The organism is Cobetia sp. PDI-23MA (assembly GCF_059507735.1).
This window is the reverse complement of the sequence record NZ_CM183352.1, coordinates 1,759,520-1,778,100: the sequence shown is the minus strand read 5'-3', so window position 1 is coordinate 1,778,100 and position 18,581 is coordinate 1,759,520. Positions and strand designations below refer to the sequence as shown.

Annotated in this window: 13 protein-coding genes; 5 read left to right on the top strand and 8 right to left on the bottom strand. The window is 59.7% G+C overall.

Translation table 11 applies throughout. The features are described 5' to 3' along the window. Positions 1-13: 13 nt before the first annotated feature. Both AC5WNJ_RS07660 and AC5WNJ_RS07655 read left to right on the top strand, forming a co-directional pair. Positions 14-1,189: an imelysin family protein gene (locus AC5WNJ_RS07660; RefSeq protein WP_495930915.1), complete on the top strand. Its 1,176-nt coding sequence runs from the start codon at positions 14-16 to the stop codon at positions 1,187-1,189. A gap of 56 nt (positions 1,190-1,245) precedes the next feature. Next, the gene (locus AC5WNJ_RS07655) at positions 1,246-2,412 is read left to right on the top strand and encodes a DUF1513 domain-containing protein (RefSeq protein WP_495930914.1); all 1,167 of its coding nucleotides are present in this window, start codon (positions 1,246-1,248) and stop codon (positions 2,410-2,412) included. A 129-nt stretch (positions 2,413-2,541) separates the two neighbouring features. Here the strand turns inward: AC5WNJ_RS07655 and AC5WNJ_RS07650 are convergent, their stop codons facing one another. From AC5WNJ_RS07650 to AC5WNJ_RS07640, 3 genes are all read right to left on the bottom strand, one after another. After that, a complete protein-coding gene (locus tag AC5WNJ_RS07650) occupies positions 2,542-4,605 on the bottom strand; it encodes a TonB-dependent siderophore receptor (RefSeq protein WP_176676972.1) in 2,064 nt (687 codons plus the stop codon). 360 nt (positions 4,606-4,965) lie between these two features. Continuing rightward, entirely contained in the window at positions 4,966-6,723 is a 1,758-nt protein-coding gene (locus tag AC5WNJ_RS07645; RefSeq protein ID WP_176676971.1) for a multidrug ABC transporter permease/ATP-binding protein, read from the bottom strand. A gap of 142 nt (positions 6,724-6,865) precedes the next feature. After that, positions 6,866-9,313 carry a DNA polymerase II gene (locus AC5WNJ_RS07640; RefSeq protein WP_253064627.1) on the bottom strand — a complete coding sequence of 816 codons (2,448 nt, stop codon included), beginning with the start codon at positions 9,311-9,313 and terminating at the stop codon, positions 6,866-6,868. 221 nt (positions 9,314-9,534) lie between these two features. Between AC5WNJ_RS07640 and AC5WNJ_RS07635 the strand changes: the two genes are divergently transcribed. The 3 genes from AC5WNJ_RS07635 (at position 9,535) to AC5WNJ_RS07625 (ending at position 13,578) form a co-directional block, all read left to right on the top strand. Further along, positions 9,535-10,926: a bifunctional diguanylate cyclase/phosphodiesterase gene (locus tag AC5WNJ_RS07635; RefSeq protein ID WP_176676969.1), complete on the top strand. Its 1,392-nt coding sequence runs from the start codon at positions 9,535-9,537 to the stop codon at positions 10,924-10,926. A 196-nt stretch (positions 10,927-11,122) separates the two neighbouring features. Beyond that, positions 11,123-12,214 carry a GlxA family transcriptional regulator gene (locus AC5WNJ_RS07630; protein WP_253064626.1) on the top strand — a complete coding sequence of 364 codons (1,092 nt, stop codon included), beginning with the start codon at positions 11,123-11,125 and terminating at the stop codon, positions 12,212-12,214. A 128-nt stretch (positions 12,215-12,342) separates the two neighbouring features. Beyond that, a complete protein-coding gene (locus AC5WNJ_RS07625; protein ID WP_253064625.1) occupies positions 12,343-13,578 on the top strand; it encodes a TauD/TfdA family dioxygenase in 1,236 nt (411 codons plus the stop codon). Positions 13,579-13,665: 87 nt separating this feature from the next. On the opposite strand, the gene AC5WNJ_RS07620 is transcribed toward AC5WNJ_RS07625, so the two are convergent. From AC5WNJ_RS07620 to AC5WNJ_RS07600, 5 genes are all read right to left on the bottom strand, one after another. Next, a complete protein-coding gene (locus AC5WNJ_RS07620) occupies positions 13,666-14,166 on the bottom strand; it encodes a hypothetical protein (RefSeq protein ID WP_175090229.1) in 501 nt (166 codons plus the stop codon). 55 nt (positions 14,167-14,221) lie between these two features. After that, positions 14,222-14,953: a c-type cytochrome gene (locus AC5WNJ_RS07615; RefSeq protein ID WP_153635668.1), complete on the bottom strand. Its 732-nt coding sequence runs from the start codon at positions 14,951-14,953 to the stop codon at positions 14,222-14,224. Positions 14,954-15,153: 200 nt separating this feature from the next. After that, complete coding sequence (locus AC5WNJ_RS07610; RefSeq protein ID WP_153635667.1) at positions 15,154-15,564, bottom strand: hypothetical protein; 411 nt, start codon at positions 15,562-15,564, stop codon at positions 15,154-15,156. Between the two features lie 208 nt (positions 15,565-15,772). Continuing rightward, on the bottom strand, positions 15,773-16,555 hold the full coding sequence (locus AC5WNJ_RS07605) for a copper resistance protein B (RefSeq protein ID WP_084589316.1): 783 nt from the start codon (positions 16,553-16,555) through the stop codon (positions 15,773-15,775). 9 nt (positions 16,556-16,564) lie between these two features. Continuing rightward, positions 16,565-18,517: a copper resistance system multicopper oxidase gene (locus AC5WNJ_RS07600; protein ID WP_153635666.1), complete on the bottom strand. Its 1,953-nt coding sequence runs from the start codon at positions 18,515-18,517 to the stop codon at positions 16,565-16,567. Positions 18,518-18,581 lie beyond the last annotated feature (64 nt).

Here is an 18,581-nt window from a genome sequence, read left to right as displayed (position 1 = left end):
GGAATACCCGTTCATGCCCCGCGACACCTTCACCCCAGCTGCAACCCCGATGAAACCTGCCCTGCGGAAGACCTCGCCCCTGGCCCTGATGGCCTGTGGCATGACGCTGCTGGGCGCCTCGCTATTGCCTACGAGCACACTGGCGGCGACGGACTCTTCTGGTGCCAACACAGACGCCGCCACAGACACCAACAGCGCAGCGGCGGTCAGCCGGTTTGCCGCTGACACGCTGAGCGAGGCGCACCAGCAACTTGCCAGCCGCCTGCAACAGCTAGAGCAGCATACTCAAGACTTCTGCTCCGCCGAGGGTGACGTGACCCTCGACACCCTCAAGCAGGACTGGCGCAGCGCCATGCTGGGGCTGAATCAGGTCAACTGGGTGGAAATGGGCCCGATCCTGCAGAACTCGCGTCAATGGCAGCTATATTTCTGGCCTGACAAGAAGGATCTGGTCGCGCGCAAGACCCGCGCCCTGCTCGCCGGTGATGCCCCGATCACGGTCGAGAGTCTGGCGGAGCAATCCATCGTCATGCAGGGACTGGGCAGCGTGGAGTATCAGCTGTTCGATGCCCGCTATGCCGACTCTCCCCTCACCGCCGACTCGCGCCGCTGCGAGTTGATGACGGCCAACACCTCCTATGCCGCCAATACTGGCAAGACGCTGCGTGATGAGTGGCAGCAGTTTGCGCCGCAACTGGCCGAAGGCACTGGCGCCTTCAGCGATTCGCGTGACGCCGTGCTTTCCCTGGTACGCGCGATGACCGTCCAGCTGGAAGCCATCAAGGACCGCAAACTGCGTCGCCCGATCGGCCTCGACAACGGCGGCACGGCCAACCCCTATGCGGCTGAGTCCTGGCGTGGCGGCATGGGGCTCGCCAACATCGGGGCGACGCTTGCGATGATGGAAACGCTCTGGCTCGGCAATGACGAGGCCGCTGGCATTCAAGGCTATCTGAATCAGCAGGTCGATCCGCGCATGGTGGCCTCCACCACAAGCGATTTCGTCGATGCACGCCAGGCCTTCGTCGCCCTGCCGGATGATCTCGCCGCCATACTGCGCGATGACCCGCGCAATGGTGAGCTGCAGCAGGCCTTGATCCATGTCGAGACCCTGCAGGCCAGTTTTGCCGACACGCTCAACCCGGCGCTGGGCCTGTCACTGGGCTTCAACAGCACCGATGGCGACTGAGGAATTGAGAGCGGCGAATGACAACTGACAAGGGGCCAGGCGAGATGCCTCACGGCATGACAGACACACACGCAGCCGACGCCCGCCAGCGACGTCGGCTGCTCAAGGCGTTGGCCTGCACGCCACTGATGGGATTGCCCTGCGGCATGGCCGTGGCAGGCGGCAACAACGCCGCCAGCGCCCAGGGGCGCGAGCCGCTCGGGGTGGCCATCTCAGCATGTGATGATGACACGGGGCAGCACTTTGCCAGCTGCACCAGCTATCAGGGAGTGGAGCGCTGGCGCCAGCCGATACGCCAGCGCGCCCACGGTGCCACTCGGCACCCTCACAAGCCGTGGGCGCTGACCTTCTCACGGCGTCCGGGGACGGAAATCAATGTCTTCGACCTCGATAGCGGTGAGCGGATCGCACGCATCGAGGCCGCACCGGACCGCCACTTCTATGGGCATGGCGTGTTCAGCCCGGATGGCGGTCTGCTCTACACCACCGAGAATGCCATCGCGCCCGGAGAAGGCCGCATCGGCATCTACGACGTGAATCGTGACTTCGCGCGGATCGGCGAGTTCGCCAGTGGCGGGATCGGCCCGCATGAAATTCGCCTGCATCCGGATGGTCAGCAGCTGATCATCGCCAATGGCGGGATTCTGACGCGGCCTGAAACCGGTCGGGTCAAGCTCAATCTGGGCAGCATGCAGTCGAATCTGACCTTGCTCGACCGTGTCTCGGGCGAGATTCGCTGGCAAGGCGAGCCATCGCACCACCAGTTGTCATTGCGACACCTGGATGTCAGCCGTGATGGCACCATCGTCGCGGGGTACCAGTATCAGGGGCCGGCCTCGGACCATCACCCTCTGGTGGTGATGAAGCGCCCCGCCAGCGAGACCTTGCAGGAATTGCCGCTACCACAGGAATACGTCCCGCAGTTCAAGCAATACATCGCGAGCATCGCCATCACCCCCCAGGGTCACCTGGCCGTGGCGACCGCCCCACGGGGCAATCTGATCACGCTTTGGAACCTCGAGACAGGAGAGCTTGAGACGACACTGGACTTCGCTGACTGCGCCGGGGTGCTGGCGGTGCCGGCGACGCAGGAGACCCCCGCAGGATTCGTGGTCAGCAATGGACGCGGGGAATGGCTGTTGATCGATGAGGATGGCCTGCCGGCACTGGGGCCGGTGCGCCTGGCCAATACCCACTGGGACAATCATCTGGCGTTGATGTAGGACGTTACCGGGGACAACAGCACCCCATGACGGGAAGGAAGGTGATACCCGGCCAGACACGACAACGCCCCGCAGGCAGCAGCCTGCGGGGCGTTGTCGTTCAAAGGACTGATGCAAGGACGCAGGGAATCAGAAGCGATAGCTCAGACTGCCGATGATGCTGCGGGATTCCCCGTAGTAGCACCAGTAGCTGCAGCTGGCGACATATTCCTTGTCGGTGAGGTTGCTGACATTGATCTGAGCGCTCAGCTCGCGCGTGAAGTCATACCCCACCATCGCATCGAACAGCAGATAGTCCGACACGGTGGTGTCGCCATCCACCGATTCACCGACATAGCGGGCACCCGCCCCCAGACGCAGGCCCTCCAGGGAACCACTCTCGAAGGCGTAATCCAGCCAGCTGGAAGCTTGGTGGCGCGGTATCAGCGGCGCGCGGACATCGTCTTCCAGGCGTGCATCCGTATAGGTATACGCCGAGGTCAGCTTGAGGTGGTCCGTCAGGTAACCGACCATTTCCAGCTCGAAGCCACGCGACTGACGCTCGCCCTCCTGCACCTGAACACCGCCGGTGGTGACCAGCGTATTGTCTTCGGTGAGGTCAAAGACAGCCGCCGTCACGTAACCATCCCAGCCGGCGGGCTGATACTTGGCACCCAGCTCCCACTGGCGTCCTTCTCGAGGCTCGTACAGAGAGCCACCATCATCGGTCGCACTGATCGGCTCGAAGGATTCGGTATAGCTCAGATAGGGATTGAGACCGAAGTCCGTCAGGTACATCACCCCGCCCGACCAGCTGATCTCGTCATCATCGGAGCGCTCACGAACCCCTGTAGTCCGATTGACGTTCTCGGTCTCGGCCTGGTCGTAGCGAACCCCGGCCAGCAATACCCACTCGTCGTCGATGCGCAGCTGATCCTGCACATAGAGGCCGATCTGCTCCTTGTCGATATCGCGCCGCGTAATCTGGTCATCGCTCAAGGCGGTGTAATTACCGTATTGCGGGTCAAATAGATCGATCGGATCGCCAAAGGCATAATCATCAGCTTCCTTGCCCGACAGGCTCAGATTCTGATAATCCACGCCCAGCAGCAAGGTGTTCTCGGTGCGCTCGCCATACCACTTGCCGATGGCGCGATTGTCGACGGTATAGCTGTCGATGGTGCCCTCGCGGTACAGCAGCCCCCGCTGCCCTTCGCGCGCCGAGGACTGAAAGAGGATGTAGCTGCTGATCAGGTCGAGATCCAGCTGGCTATAGCGGAAGTCCTGCTCCAGCGCCCAAGTGTCGTTCAGCTGGTGGCGCAGCTCATAGCCCAGGGAGGTCTGGGTACGCTCATCCTTGTCATACCCCGGCTCGCTGTAGTTGGTCTGCGGGTCCACCTTGCCGAACGGTGTATCGTCCACGGTGCCATAGGCCAGCTTGAAGGCATTGGTGGGCACGCCATCATCCTTCTGGAGGCTGGCGAGCAGCGTCAGCTGGGTTGCATCCGAGATGTCCCAGGTCAGGCTCGGCGCGAAGTAGTAGCGCTCGTTCTCAGTGTGGTCGAGATCCCCATCACGTTCGCGATACAACCCGACCAGCCGATAGCGTACGTCACCGTCATCGCTCAGATAGCCACTGGTATCGAGCCCCGTCTGGCGCAGACCGCGATTGCCGACCTGAATCTGAATCTCGCTCTGTGGCTCATCGGTGGGGCGCTTGCTTATGGCGTTGATCAATCCGCCGGGAGGCGCCTCCCCGTAAAGGATGGAAGAAGGCCCCTTGAACAGATCGACGCGCTCCAGCCCCCAGGTCTCCGGCAACCACTGATAGAAGCCTTCACGGTAGATGCGCAGGCCATCCTGATAGGTGGATTGATCAAAGCCTCGCACCTTGAACCAATCGGTATTGTTGTCCGACCCATAGTGGCCAGACAGGACGCCGGCACGGTAGCGGAAGGTTTCATCGAGCTGCTGGACGTTGCGCGTGTCGAGCTCTTCGCGATTGACCGTCGAGACCGGACGCGGCGTCTCCACCAGCGGCGCATCGACTTTCAGTGCCGTGCCGACCACGACCATGGTGTCATCGGTCTCGTCAGCCAGCACGCTGGCCGACTGTGACAGGAGCCCTGCCGCGATGCAGAGCCGTATGGCATGCGAAAGAGGGGCGAGTGCCGGCCGGACAGGTGCCTGCCGTGATGTTGGATATCTGGACATGTCGTGTTCCCTTGCAACGATCGTTATGTGGTCAATCTCCCCTTCCGTCTCGACGCATCTCTCACTGGCACGCTGATATCGAATACGGAATGGAATCAGGATGATTCGTATTTATCTTTCATCGATCATGATGGCCCGCCATTTCACGGAGATCCTGCCTGCAATCTCGAGAATCGCGCGTGTCACCACACTGCAGCAACGCAAGTCGTGGAGTCTGCTGCCGTGGGTATCCTCCCTGGCCCATCACATGAGCCCGGCTCCTGGGCTCACGTCCTGCCACTGCCTGTCAGGTGATTTCGGTGGAAATGAGCGGCCGCGGCATCCCGCGGCCGTCCTCTCCGCCAGCCCGATCGGGGTGTTTCAGGCTTCATCCAGACGCGCGACGGCATCCTGACTGATGCGATCACGCTGGGCGCCCGACAACTCCTGCAGCTTGCCGGCACGCATCTCGAACAATCGGTCCGCCTGCTCGAAATAATGATCATCGTGACTGATGGCAAACACCGTCTTGCCCATCTCGCGCAGATGCGGCAAGAGATCACGATAGAAGATACGACGGAACTGCGGGTCCTGATCTGCCGCCCATTCATCCAGCAGCAGGATGTCACGACACTCGGCCACGGCCATCAACAGCGCCAGTCGCTTGCGCTGTCCCTGCGACAGCTCCGTATTGACGATGCGATTTCCGTCCAGCATCAGCTTCTCTCGCATCTGCAGATATTCCATCCACTGTGCGATGAGTGCCGGGTCCGCCGGCTCGCCGGTCGGCCCCAGCAGACGATCAAACTGATGGAAATCGGTGAAGACTGCCGAGAACTGCTGACGCCAACCTTCCCGCTCATGCGCCTTAATCGGGCGCCCATCGCGCAGAAGTGAGCCTGACGTCGGCTGATAGAGACCGGTCAAGAGCTTGGCCAGAGTCGACTTGCCACTGCCGTTGCCGCCGATCAGAAACACCAGCTCACCGCGTCTGAGGGTGAGATCCAGCGGGCCGACCGAGAAGGCCTGTTGATCGTCCTGCTGTGCGCTGTGCTCACTATTCACGTGACTGCCATAGCGAAAGCAGACACTCTGCAGGCTCAGGGTCTGCCAGCCAGATTCGGCCGACGTGTCTGCGGCTGATGCCTGTGCCTGAGGCTGCACACCTTGAGGTGATGAGAAATCGGCGTTGACCTGAGCCAATGCCAGCTTGCGCAGCTTGGCGAAGGCCACATCCGCCCCCAGCAGAGTCGGCAATGCGCCTACTGCCTGAATCAGCGGGGTACGCAGGAAGAGAAGCGTCAGGGAAAAGGTCGCGGCGACCTCACCACTGGCCCACCCCAGGCCATTGGCCAGATAGAAGACGATGCCGATGGCCCCCAGCATCATGATATTGGAGAAGTTGACGGCACTCAGGTGGTAGGTATCGGCACGTACGACGTGGTGACGATACTCGCGGGCATTGACGCTGTAGCGAGTGTCGAAATAGTCACGCGCACGGGGTCGATTGAGCGCCAGTTCCTTGCGTCCATCGATGACAGCCTCATAGTCGGCGTAAAGGCGACTCTCCGCTTCTCGCACCTCGGCCAGGTGGCGATAGACTCGCGTGACCAGCCAGCTGCCCCCCATGATGGTCAAGGTCACCCAGATGGCAGTGACCAGCATCATGCCGGGGGATAGCCAGCCAAGATAGAACACGGCCCCCAGGGTCAGCACGATGCCCTGCACCAGTTCCGGCAGACGCACGAACGCCAGGGTGATGTTGCGGATGTCGCTGGACAGACTCGCCAGCAGATTGGCACTGCCCAGCTGCTCGAGCCGCTCGATATCGGTATCGAGAATCTGCTTGACCAGACGCCCGCGAAGTCCGTGCACGAAATGATGCCCCAGCGTCGTCAACGCCAGCTGTGCCCCCAAGGTGATCGCCAGCAACAGCAGAATCAGTCCGAGAAACTCCGGAAGCACCCCGACATGGGCCGCAAGCCCTTGATCCAGGGGGGCGGAATCAGCATGTGTGATGAGTCGCTGGTTGATATAGGCAATGACACCGATACCCAATCCCGCGCTGGCAAGACTGAGAAGCATCACGCCAACAAAGGACCAGCGATAATGGGCAAGAACCACTTTCAGTAACGTCACACCTGCTCCCGGGCACCATGGCGATCAGACCGCCATCACATGAAAACTGTGCAGGCCTGATGGCTGCACCGAGAGAGGATCTTACGTCGAACATACATTAATGCAAGAAATAATGAGAAAGATTATCACTACGCAAAAAGCGTCACCACAGCGTCATCTGACGATCCAGCAGGCGATCGAAATCATCCCCCACGAATGGCAGGATGCCATCGGCGACGGGCTTGAGCTGGCGACTCAGGTAATGCTCGACATCAATGGGCGAGCGCAGATATTCGAGAGGTTCCGGGCCGGAGGTGGTCATCACATAGCGAATCCAGCCGCCGCGCTGATAGCGTAACGGCAGGCCCCGCCGGCGGTTCTCTTCATCCGCCAGACGCGCCGCACGGACATGGGGCGGCACGTTGCGCTGATAATCGTCGAGCTTGCGCCTCAGTCGCTTGCGGTAGATCAAGGCCTCGACATCCGTAGTGTCCGCCGCTCCATGGGCATGGCGTTGCAGGTAATCCTGCACGAAGCCTTTCAGGTACTCCTGATAGGGGCTGCCTTCGAAGATGCGGCGATAGAGTCCCTGCTGGAAGGTCTTTGCCAGCGGCGTCCAGTCAGAGCGCACAGACTCCAGTCCCTTGAACACCAGTTCCGTCTGGCTGCCGCTGCCTGTCTGTTGCAGCCCAGCGTAGCGTTTCTTGCTGCCCTCTTCGGCCCCGCGAATGGTCGGCATCACGAAGCGCTGATAGTGGGTCTCGAACTGCAGCTCCAACGCGCTGTCGAGATCCAGACTGTCCTTGAGATGCCGTCGCCACCAGTCGGTGACATGCGCCGCCAGCTCACGGCCGATCCGGCTCGCCTCGGCTTCCTCATGCGCAGCGCCCAGCCACACGAAGGTGGAGTCGGTATCGCCATAGATGACGCGATAGCCCTGCGCCTCGATCAACTCCACCGTCTGCTGGATGATCTGATGGCCACGCCGCGTGATCGAGGACGCCAGCCGTGGATCGAAGAAACGACAGCCGCGTGACCCCAGCACGCCGTAGAAGGCATTCATGATGATCTTGAGCGCCTGGGTCAGCGGGGCATCACCCGCCGCGCGGGCGGCGTCACGTGCTTGCCAGATCTCGGCGACGATGCCCGGCAGGCAGTGTCGGTCACGCGAGAAGCGCGCGCCGAGAAAACCGGGCACACCGGCCTCAGGGGCATCATCCGTGCCGTTCTCCGACCCACGCAGCCCTTCGACCAGGCCCAGCGGGTCGATCAGGAAAGTGCGGATGATGGAGGGATACAGACTCTTGAAATCCAGCACCAGCACCGAGTCATAAAGCCCTGGCTGGGAATCCATCACGAAGCCGCCGGGGCTGTCCTCCCCCACCACGTCTCCCAGATTGGGCGCGACCTTGCCCAGCCGGTGCAATCTCGGCAGATACAGATGCGTGAAGGCCGCCACCGAACCACCGCTGCGATCTACCTCGAGCCCCGTGGCTGCCGCCCGCGCGAGCAGAAACTCCATCAGTCGCGTCTTCGAAAAGATACGGGTGACCAGCTCGCAATCCTTGAGGTTGTAGCGCGCCAGGGAAGGCTTGTCCTCGGCGAACATGCGCAGAATCTCGTCCAGCCGGCCGTAAGGGTCATCGATGGCCTTGCCTTCGTGCAACAGCTCACGCGAGACATTCTCGAGGCTGAACGACTCGAAATGCCAGAAGGCTGACTTGAGCGCCTCGATGCCATCCACCACCCAGCGCCCGGCGATCCCGGCAAAGAAGTGCTCGGCCTGGCGAGGATGAGGGCGCCACTGCATCACGCTGGCGTCACGCCCCAGTCGCAGCGGCAGGCCTTCGGCCTCTGACAGCCGCACCAGCATGCGCAGATCGAACTGGATGACGTTCCAGCCGATGATGACATCAGGATCATGCCTTGCGACCCAGTCCAGCAGGCATTGCAGCAAGTCACGCCGGCTGACGCGGTACTCCAGCGAGAAATCGCGGCTGGCGCTCTCCTCGCCATTAGGGGGGCCCAGCATGTACACCTGATGCTGACCGCAACCCTCGAGCGCGATGGAATACAGATTGCCCCGCGCATCGGTCTCGATATCCAGCGATGCCCATCGCAGTGGTGGCCGATAGCCCTTCAGCGGAGCCAGCCGTGCATTCCTCACGCTGCCATCAGGCTGGCGCTCGCCGCGTGCCGTGACGCCTGCCGTGATGAAACGCTCCATCAGATAGCGGTCCGTCGGACGAACATCCGCTTCGTAGACATCGACCCCAATCGCCTTCAAACGACGCGCCAGCTGGTCCAGGGTGCGATATTCACGGCAGTAGAGCCCCACTATCGGGCGATGGTGGAAGTCTTCCAATGCCAGCGGACGCAACTCGGCGCCGACCTCAAACCTCACCAGTGTCTCTGCCAGCACCTGCTGTTCGGCGGGCAGGAAAGCGACGACATTCTGGGGCGCACATTCAACACGTACGGCGCCCTCTTCGGTGCGGATCCAGAAGCTGATCACCACTCCCTCTGACGTGTCCCGCCAATGGCGTGTCAGCACGAAGCCATGAAGTTCGACAGGAGCGTGGGGGATATCTTCAGATACGGCCTCTGGCACTGAATTACCCTTGCGTTGAATACACGAATGCCGGACGGGATGATAGCAAGGCGTACCTGCCTCCTCATACGATAATATGAATTCTGCATCGTACAACATTTGGCGTGAAGCCTGAGCTTGATGCCAGAAATGCCGTGCCTTCCCGTCGACATGACAATATGGATGTCTGAGACAAGGGAAGCCTCTCCCCGAGATAGCGGCACTCACAAGGAGTCTGCATCATGCAACGCTTTGAGACGATTCAAACCCTGCTGGGCCAGATGCTGGGCCAGATCGACGACATCATCTTGCTTGCAGATGATCAGCGCCATATCACCTATATGAACGACAGTGCGGTGGAGGCATTCGGCTACCCGCGTGAAGCATTGATCGGCCAGCAGACACGTGTGCTGTATGCCTCCAGTGATGAGTTCGAACGCCAGGGGCAGAGACGCTTTCGTGTCGATGCCAAACCCGCCAAGGAAGGCCGGGTCATCCGCTACCGACGCCAGGATGGCACCTACTTCTATGGAGAAACGCTCGGTGGCCCCATCAAGGACCCCACCAGCGACAACATCTTCATGTTCGGGCTGATCCGCGATGTCTCACGGCGCGTGACAGCAGAACATACCCTGCACAGCCTGCATGCCATCACTTCATCACGCGATCTCAACTTCAATGCGCGTATTGACGAGCTGCTGAAACTGGGCTGCGCTCATTTCGGTCTGCCGATCGGTATCTTCAGCCGCATCTCGGGCGACGATTATATCGTCCAGCGTGCCTGTCACCCGGAAGACCTGCTGGAGCCAGGGCTGAGCTTTTCGCTAAGCGAGACTTACTGCGATCACGTTTACAGGGCTGACAGTGTGCAGGCCTTCCACCATGTGGCCAACAGTGAGATACGCAATCACCCCTGCTACGCCAGCTTCAACCTGGAAGCTTATATCGGGGCGCCAGTGATCGTGGATGGCGAGCGTTATGGCACCTTCAATTTCTCAAGCCCGGACCCGGTCCCCCCCTTCACCCCACAGGATATCGAGCTGGTGCGTCTGATAGCGCTCTGGGCCGGCCACGAGGTCGCACGCGCCAATGACTTCACTGCCCTGCAAGAAGCGCATCAGGCACTCGAGAAGATCGCGATCACCGATCCATTGACCGGCCTCTACAATCGCCGCCATGCCCAGCAGGTGCTCGACGACAGCATCGCGGCACTTGCCAGTGCCGAGGTGGATCACCCCCTGTGCGTAGCGCTGCTGGACTTCGATCACTTCAAGAAGATCAACGACAATCATGGCCATGACGCCGGGGATCTTGCTCTACAACACTTGAGCGTCCTCGCCGGAGAGGTTCTGTTGCCCGGCGACACCCTTGCCAGATGGGGTGGAGAAGAATTCCTGGCAATTCTACCTGACTCGCTGCTCAGTGACTCGGCCACGCGTCTCAACCTGCTCCGACAACGCATGATGGACAGTGTCCTGAAGTACAATGGCCAACAACTTCCACTGTCATTGAGCATCGGGGTGACCTGTCTGGAGCCCGATGACAGCGCCACGCGTGAGCAGTTGATCGCACGCGCCGATGAGGCCATGTACGCGGCCAAGGAAGCAGGGCGCAACTGCCTCAGGATGCTATAACGCAATGATTCGTGAAATACTCCGCCCTGTCTGTCCTGATCAGGAGCCACATGCAAGGCGGAGCCTGCTTACTGAACTCCTTTCAACAGAGCCCTTGGGTCACGCCATCGTCTCTCTCGCAGTCAGGTAGCGAACACGCTAAGGTCAGGCCCATCCCCTTCTGCCGAGCCACCCGACGTCGTCGTTGCCTATCCTCATGCCTTCACACGATTCCAGCGCTGTCCCACCCGGTGCGTCCTACGCCTTCGGCCTTCCGGAAGACGGCGTGTTGTCTGACCAGCCCACCAGCATTGCGCCCCTGACCGCCACCCTTGCCTCGCCTGCCCCCGCTGACCGTCACCAACTCGGCATCTTCCTGCTGCCGGGCTTTGCGATGGTCGCGCTTTTCTCGATGATCGAGCCGCTGCGCATCGCGAATCGACTGCGTGGTGCGCGCCTTTATCAATGGACACTCGCAAGCCAGGATGGCGCGCCGGTCAAGGCTTCCAACGGCATGCTGCTGCCGGTGGATACTGCACGTGATGAGCTCACCGCAGTGGACAAACTGGTGGTGTGCACCAGCTTTGCCCCGGAAGCCTATCTGGAAGACCGCACCTTGCACTGGTTGCAGAAGCGGGCACACAGCGGCTGCCAGCTGGGAGGCGTGGATACCGGCTGCTTCGTGCTGGCGCGCGCCGGCCTGCTCGCCGGCAAGACGGTCACGCTGCATTGGGAAAGCCTGCCGGAATTCAGCCAGCGCTTCGATGAGGTGGACGCCGTGGAGTCACTGTATGAAATCAGTGACGATGGCTTCTTCTGCGCCGGCGGCAGCGCCCCGCTGGACATGAGCCTGGAGCTGATCCGCCGCCAGCATGGCCAGACACTCTATCAAGCGGTACGCGAACAGCTGATTCTCGATCAGGGCCGACTGCCGGCCAGCCGCCAGCGCGGCATCAGTCAGCAGACGGCCGATCTGGCTGACCCGCTGCTCAGGCGTGCGATCACGCGCATGGAGAACACCCTGGAGGCCCCGCTCAGCATCGAGGCACTCGCCGAGGAACTCGGCCTCTCATGGCGCCAGCTGGAGCGCCGCTTCCAGCAAGGGCTCGGCTGCACGCCTCGCGCCTATCATGGGGAGCGTCGCCTGCTGCATGCACGCAGCCTGCTTCACGATACCCGCCATGGCGTGACCGATATCGCCCTGGCCTGCGGTTTCACCTCGCATTCGAGTTTCACCCGTGCCTTTCGCCGTCGCTTCGGCATTACCCCGACCCAGGCACGCCGTCAGCCACCACGTCCTCTGATGTGATCCACGCTCGATACCCGCAACGCGATGTCGAATTGGGCACAGTCGGTGTCGAATTGGGCACAGTAGCGAGCGCCGTGGGCTGCCATTCTGTCGGGGAATCGCTCACCTGACAGAAGGAAGGACTCTCCATGGCGCTCCCGATCACACCCGATTACGACAGCTGGCCAATTGACGAGACTCTCGTGAAGGTCGTTCACGAAGCACGCTATCTGAGCGTGACCTGGAGCGATGGCCGCGTCAGCCGTTTTCATAGTGTCTGGTTGCGCGAGAACGCCGCGGACGATACCACCGTCAATCCGGCGACGCGCGAACGCATTCTGGACCTCTCCCAGATTCCCGCCTGGCCGGAAATCGCCGAGGCCAGCATCGATGAGGACGGCGCACTCAGCGTACTGTTCACGCCAGAAGACCGCCGCCTGCGCTTCCACCCGGGCTTCCTGCGCGCCAATGACTATGACAACCAGGACGCGCTGCCGCCGGAACTGCCGCCGCTGACGCTCTGGCACGGTGAGCAGCTGGAACAGCCGCCGACCATCGATGCCGCCCGCCTGGCCGAGGCCGATCATGGCAGCGCGCAGGAGGCGGAGATTCTGTATCCGACCCTGCACGAACTGCTCGGCAAGGGACTGGTGCGCCTGCGCAACCTGCCGACGGAAGAAGGCGCCATCGAAAAGGTCGCCGAGCGCATCGGCTCGATCCGCACCACCAACTTCGGCCACCTCTTCAATGTCCGCGCAATCCAGAACCCGGATTCGAACGCCTATACCTCCATCGCCTTGCCGCCGCATGTGGACCTGCCGACCCGGGAATATCAGCCGGGCCTGCAATGCCTCTACTGTCTCGAGAACACCGTGGAAGGCGGCATGGCGGTGATGATGGATGGCTTCGCCATCGCGGCGGCGCTGAAGGAAGAACACCCCGAGGCCTACGCGACACTCACCACGGTGCACTGGCGCTACGCCAATACCTCGCGCAATACCGATCATGTCTGGTATTCGCCGATGATCGTGCTGGGTCAGGCAGGAGAACTGCTGGAGGTGCGAATCGCCGACTTCCTGCGCGGGCCGATGATGGCGCCGTTCGAGCAGACCGAGACCGCCTATGAGGCACTGATGACGCTACAGCGCATGTTGCGTGAGCCGCGCTTCGCCATGCGCTTCACCTATGCCCCCGGCGACATGGTCATCTTCGACAATCGCCGCCTGCTGCACGCCCGCGATGCCTTCGAGGGCGACAGCGGCAGCCGCTGGTTGCAAGGCTGCTACCTGGAACGTGACGAGGTGCGCTCTCGCTATCGCATGCTCAAGCGTGCCGAACGCGCCGAACGCGCCGAGCGGGTCGAGGAAGCTACCCAGACGGCGTGATTCGGCACGGCATGCCTCTGCTCGCGAATTGGCTCACACATCAGCTCACGCCGATGGCCGGCATGAGAATGAGAACGTGCGGGGGAATCAGGGCGTGCGTGGCGTGATGACGAGCGTGAAGCCGGGGTCCTGCGGGATCAGGGGCGGCAGACAACGCACCTCATGACCAGGCAACTGGCGGGCAAGACATCGGGTCAGCGTCGCAGGTTCACAGGCGCTGACCCATGCCGGCCTATCAGGCTTCTCGCCCCGCCAGTGGACGGCATGCATGCCCCATTCCGGCTCCAGCATGTGACGTGACAGGGTCTGCCAGGCCAGTTGATGGCGACCGCTGCCCGACACGATGCGCGTGGACAACGGCAGACGTTCGACATCACAGGCATCGATCACGATTCGCAGGCGTGGATGACGAAGAATCACCTCGACGAGTCTCGCGAGTTGCTCGCCCTGCTGCCAGTTGGCACTGATGCGACAGCTGATCGCCACGCAGGATGCCGGCGTCTCTGCCAGCACATCGAGAATGTCGCCGTGCACCACCTCTTCAAGCTGAGGCCGGCTCTGGCATCGTACGCCTGTCAGGCAGGTCATGTTGTTTGCGGCTGGCCGTGTACGTCACTTCCGATGCCTGATGCTGGCCCTGGCCTCAATGTTGATGCTCTGCATCATGTGATGAGTGAGGATGATCCTCAGCCCGGCCACTGTCCTTCGGCTCATGATTCTCTTTCGGCTCATGACTGCCCTCCGGCTCATGGCTGTCTTGTAAATCAGCAGGCCCATCAGCTTCCCTAGCGTGATGTGGTTGGCGGGTGTCATCGTCATGATGCGATGACGGTGATTGTGCAGTCTCGCCTCCGCCATGTTGATGACCATCACTTGCTGCCACAAGAGCCGTATAACGAGCAGCACTCATGTCCGGTAGCTCTTGCATGAAAGCGACCATCTGCCAGATATATTCATCCTGCATGCTCTTGCCCCATGCCGGCATTCCGCTGGCTTTTATCCCATGCTTGATGACCCAGAAGCGCTCTTCAGGCTCACCATGCATATCCGAAGATACAAAATTCGGTGGACTGGGGTAAAGCCCCTTGCTGAGCTCTGTCTCTTGCATGCCTGGCGCGAGATGGCAGGAGGCACACATCGATGCATAATTGCCGGCCCCCGCCACTTTCATGGCTTCATCATCGAGGGGTGGCGCGGCGATATCACTCGCGTGGCTTTCGATCGAACGTTCACGCGCCGTTTCAAGAATTCCATGGACCCATGACCCATGCGGATCATCTGCCGCGACACTGACGACGCCGGAGTAAATGACTCCGGCCCCTGCTGCCAGCAGCACCATGAATGCCAGACACATCCCCAACAATAATTTCTTCATGTCGCCCCCCTTTTAGACGGCAAGAATAGTCAATGACAAGGCTGTCAACCAAAGCGAAAAAAAAGGCCGACGAATGCCGGCCATCAACACGATCCAGAGTGACGCCTTATTTACAACACAACATCAATGAATAATTTTCAAATATCGCTCAGCAATTTACATTAAACCTATCATTGATCATCTTTCGCCATAACCACCTCTTATTCAAAAGCAACATTTAGAGAATAGCTACGCCCATTTTCGTCAGCCGAACCACTTATTGAATTTCCTGCGACCTCCAATTGGTAATAGCCTTCTTGGACATCCTGCTCCAGTGAAAAATGCCCATTATCATCAGAGGCTGTCGCGACGACATTTCCTTGTGGGTCTCGTAGCACAGCAGTCATCAGGTTGTTCTTACTCGAATCAGCTGCAAAATGTCGACTGCTGATCTTTAGAACTGCATCATGTTCAACGGCTATTTGGAAACGCAATGGCTTTCCAGCCACAAGTCCATATGTTTCTGAAACTCCAGCCGAAAGAGTCGGAAGACGGCTATGCTCATCATTGGCCTGCGTCACAGCGGTAAAAAAAGTCATGGTAGCAGCAAGTAACAGCGTTGATGTTTTCATGAAAATCATCTCTTTATGGGTTCACTTATCATCATGGCAACACAACCTGAAAACATCCTGAAAATAGAATAGATTATCATCACATTGTACAAAACCATAAGACATAGTCTCCCAATCAAAAGGCCATTCTGCATATTCATGTAAAACATGATCACGCAACTACACCACCGCTATTCAATTGAAAAATGTCACTGCCATCCTGACTCCTCTAGAACATCATGCGCACACCGACCACGACAGCCGTATCCTCCACATCCTCACCTTCTTCACGCTGCATATCGGCGGTTTCGCCATACTCTCTCTGCCAGTACATGCCGACGTAAGGCGCTACCCGCCGAGTTATCTCATAGCGTGCACGCAAGCCGATTCGTACTGAGTTGAGGCCCGTCCCAATCCCCTGCTGCCTGGACTCATTGGCAGCGAACACCATTTCACTACGTGGCTGTAGATACCAGCGCTGGGTCAGGCGCACATCATGTTCAAGCTCCAGGCTGGCAGTCACGATACCTTCCTCTCGGTACTGCACTGCGGCATCCGTCTCGATCCGGTAGGGGGCGGTCCCCTGAAAGCCGAAGACCCCATATACGCCTTCATCATGATCATCGTTGAACACACCACCCTGATAGCCAGCTCCAACCTGGAACTCCCAGAAATCGGCAACCAGGCGACTGTAGAGAAGCTCAAGGGATTCAAACTCGGCTTCTTCACCATCGCCTTGGACATTCTCCCCTTCTGACTTGAGATAGACGCGGTGGGTATCTCCGCCATACCAGGCCTGAAAATCCCACACCAGGGAGTCCTCTCCCTTGTCCGGAAGGCTATATTCCAGGCGATCGAAAACTGCGCTCCACTGGAGATGTTCGGCCATGGGCGATGGCCATGACGCCGGGGCATCATATCCATCCTGGGCAAATGCCTGGGAGGCACCAGCACTGGAGAATAGACATACCGTCACGCAGGCAAGACGAAATGAATGCTGACTGATTGACATGATGACTCCTCAGGAAACCTTTACGACACGGAACATACCTGCATCCATGTGGTACAGAAGATGACAATGGAAAGCCCAGCTACCTTCTGCATCGGCAGTGATCAACGCTGAGACGCGCTCACCGGGTTTGACATTCAAGGTGTGCTTGCGAGGGATCAGGTCACCGTGGCCATTCTCGAGCTCCATCCACATCCCATGTAAATGAATGGGATGCTCCATCATGGTGTCATTGATCAAGATGAGACGGAGGCGCTCATCTTTATGAAAATGAATAGGGCCATTGACTTCACTGAACTTCTTGCCATCGAAGGACCACATATAACGTTCCATATTGCCGGTCAGATGCAACTCCATCTCGCGCATGGGCCCACGTCTGTCCGGCCATGGTGAATAGGCCTTGAGATCCTGATAGACCAGTACACGACGCAGCGACTGGTCCAGACCGATTCCTGCCTGGTCATAACGAGCCCCTTGCTGAGCAGCACCCGCCATCAGCATGCCGCCCTGGGCTGCATCGGCTTGCAGGCCAGTCATCTTCGAATGGTCCATACCTGCCATCTGCGAATGGTCCATGCCCGCCATCTGCGAATGGTCCATACCTGCCATCTGCGAATGGTCCATGCCTGCCATCTTCGAATGGTCCATGCCCGCCATCTGCGAATGGTCCATGCCTGCCATCTTCGAATGGTCCATACCTGCCATCTTCGAATGGTCCATGCCCGCCATCTGCGAATGGTCCATGCCCGCCATCTGCGAATGATCCATGCCCGCCATCTGCGAATGATCCATGCCTGCCATCTGCGAATGGTCCATTCCAGCATGAGCGCCCATGGCCTCCATCCCGCGATCAGCGATCTGCCGTCGTTCAGGTACGGGCGCCTCCATTCCGGGGCGGGGTGCCAACGTGGCTCGCGCGTAGCCACTGCGGTCCATGGCTTCGGCGAAGATGGTGTACGCCTTGTCATCTTCCGGTGTCACCAGCACATCGTAGGCTTCCGCCACGGCAATACGGAACTCATCCACTTCAACCGGTTGCACTGGCTGACCATCTGCCGCCACCACGGTCATCTTCAAGCCGGGAATGCGTAAATCGAAGTAGCTCATTGCCGAGCCATTGACGACACGCAGACGCACTGTTTCCCCACGCTTGAATAGCGCGCTCCAGTTTTCTTCTGGTGAATGACCATTGAGAAGATATGTATAGGTACTGCCGGTGACATCGGCAATATCCCGTGAGCTCATGCGCATCTCTGCCCACATGCTGCGCGACTCGATCGTGTCCACCCAACCACCCCGTCGTACATCCGCAAAGAAATCAGCGACGGTGCGCTCCTGGTAGTTATAGTAGCCTTCCATGGTCTTGAGATTGCGAAATACGGACTTGGGGTCTTCGAATGTCCAGTCAGTCAGCAGCAGGACATGCTCACGATCATAGGTGAAGGCTTCGGGTGTTGCGGAGTCGATGATCAATGGACCTGCGTGGCCTTCCTGCTCCTGGAGGCCTGAATGACTGTGATACCAGTAGGTACCGCTCTGAGTGACAGGAAACCGGTAGGTAAAGGTTTCGCCCGGTGCTATCCCTGCGAAGCTGATACCCGGCACGCCGTCCATTTCCGGAGGAAGTATGATGCCATGCCAGTGAATGGAGGTTGGCTCATCGAGCAGGTTTGTCACCTTGATGACAGCATCCTGCCCCTCCTTCAAGCGCACCATGGGCCCGGGACTACTGCCATTGATGCTGATAGGACGAGCGAATTGCCCGGCAATGTCGATGTCTTCACGTCGAATGACAAGAGAGATCTCGGGCCCATGCTCAACCCCTTGGGAGTAACCTGATGTGCGCCCCCAGGGGTTGGCCCAGGCGGGTGCCACGCCTGACACCATTGCGCCCAGCCCCAGGGCAGAACCTCCCTTGAGCAACTGACGACGTGATACAGAAAATTCAGACGGTTTTGGTGCCATGGCCGTTGCTGCTCCCGAGTCATGAATGAAGAGTCATGACATGGATGAAGCCACGGCAAGCTGA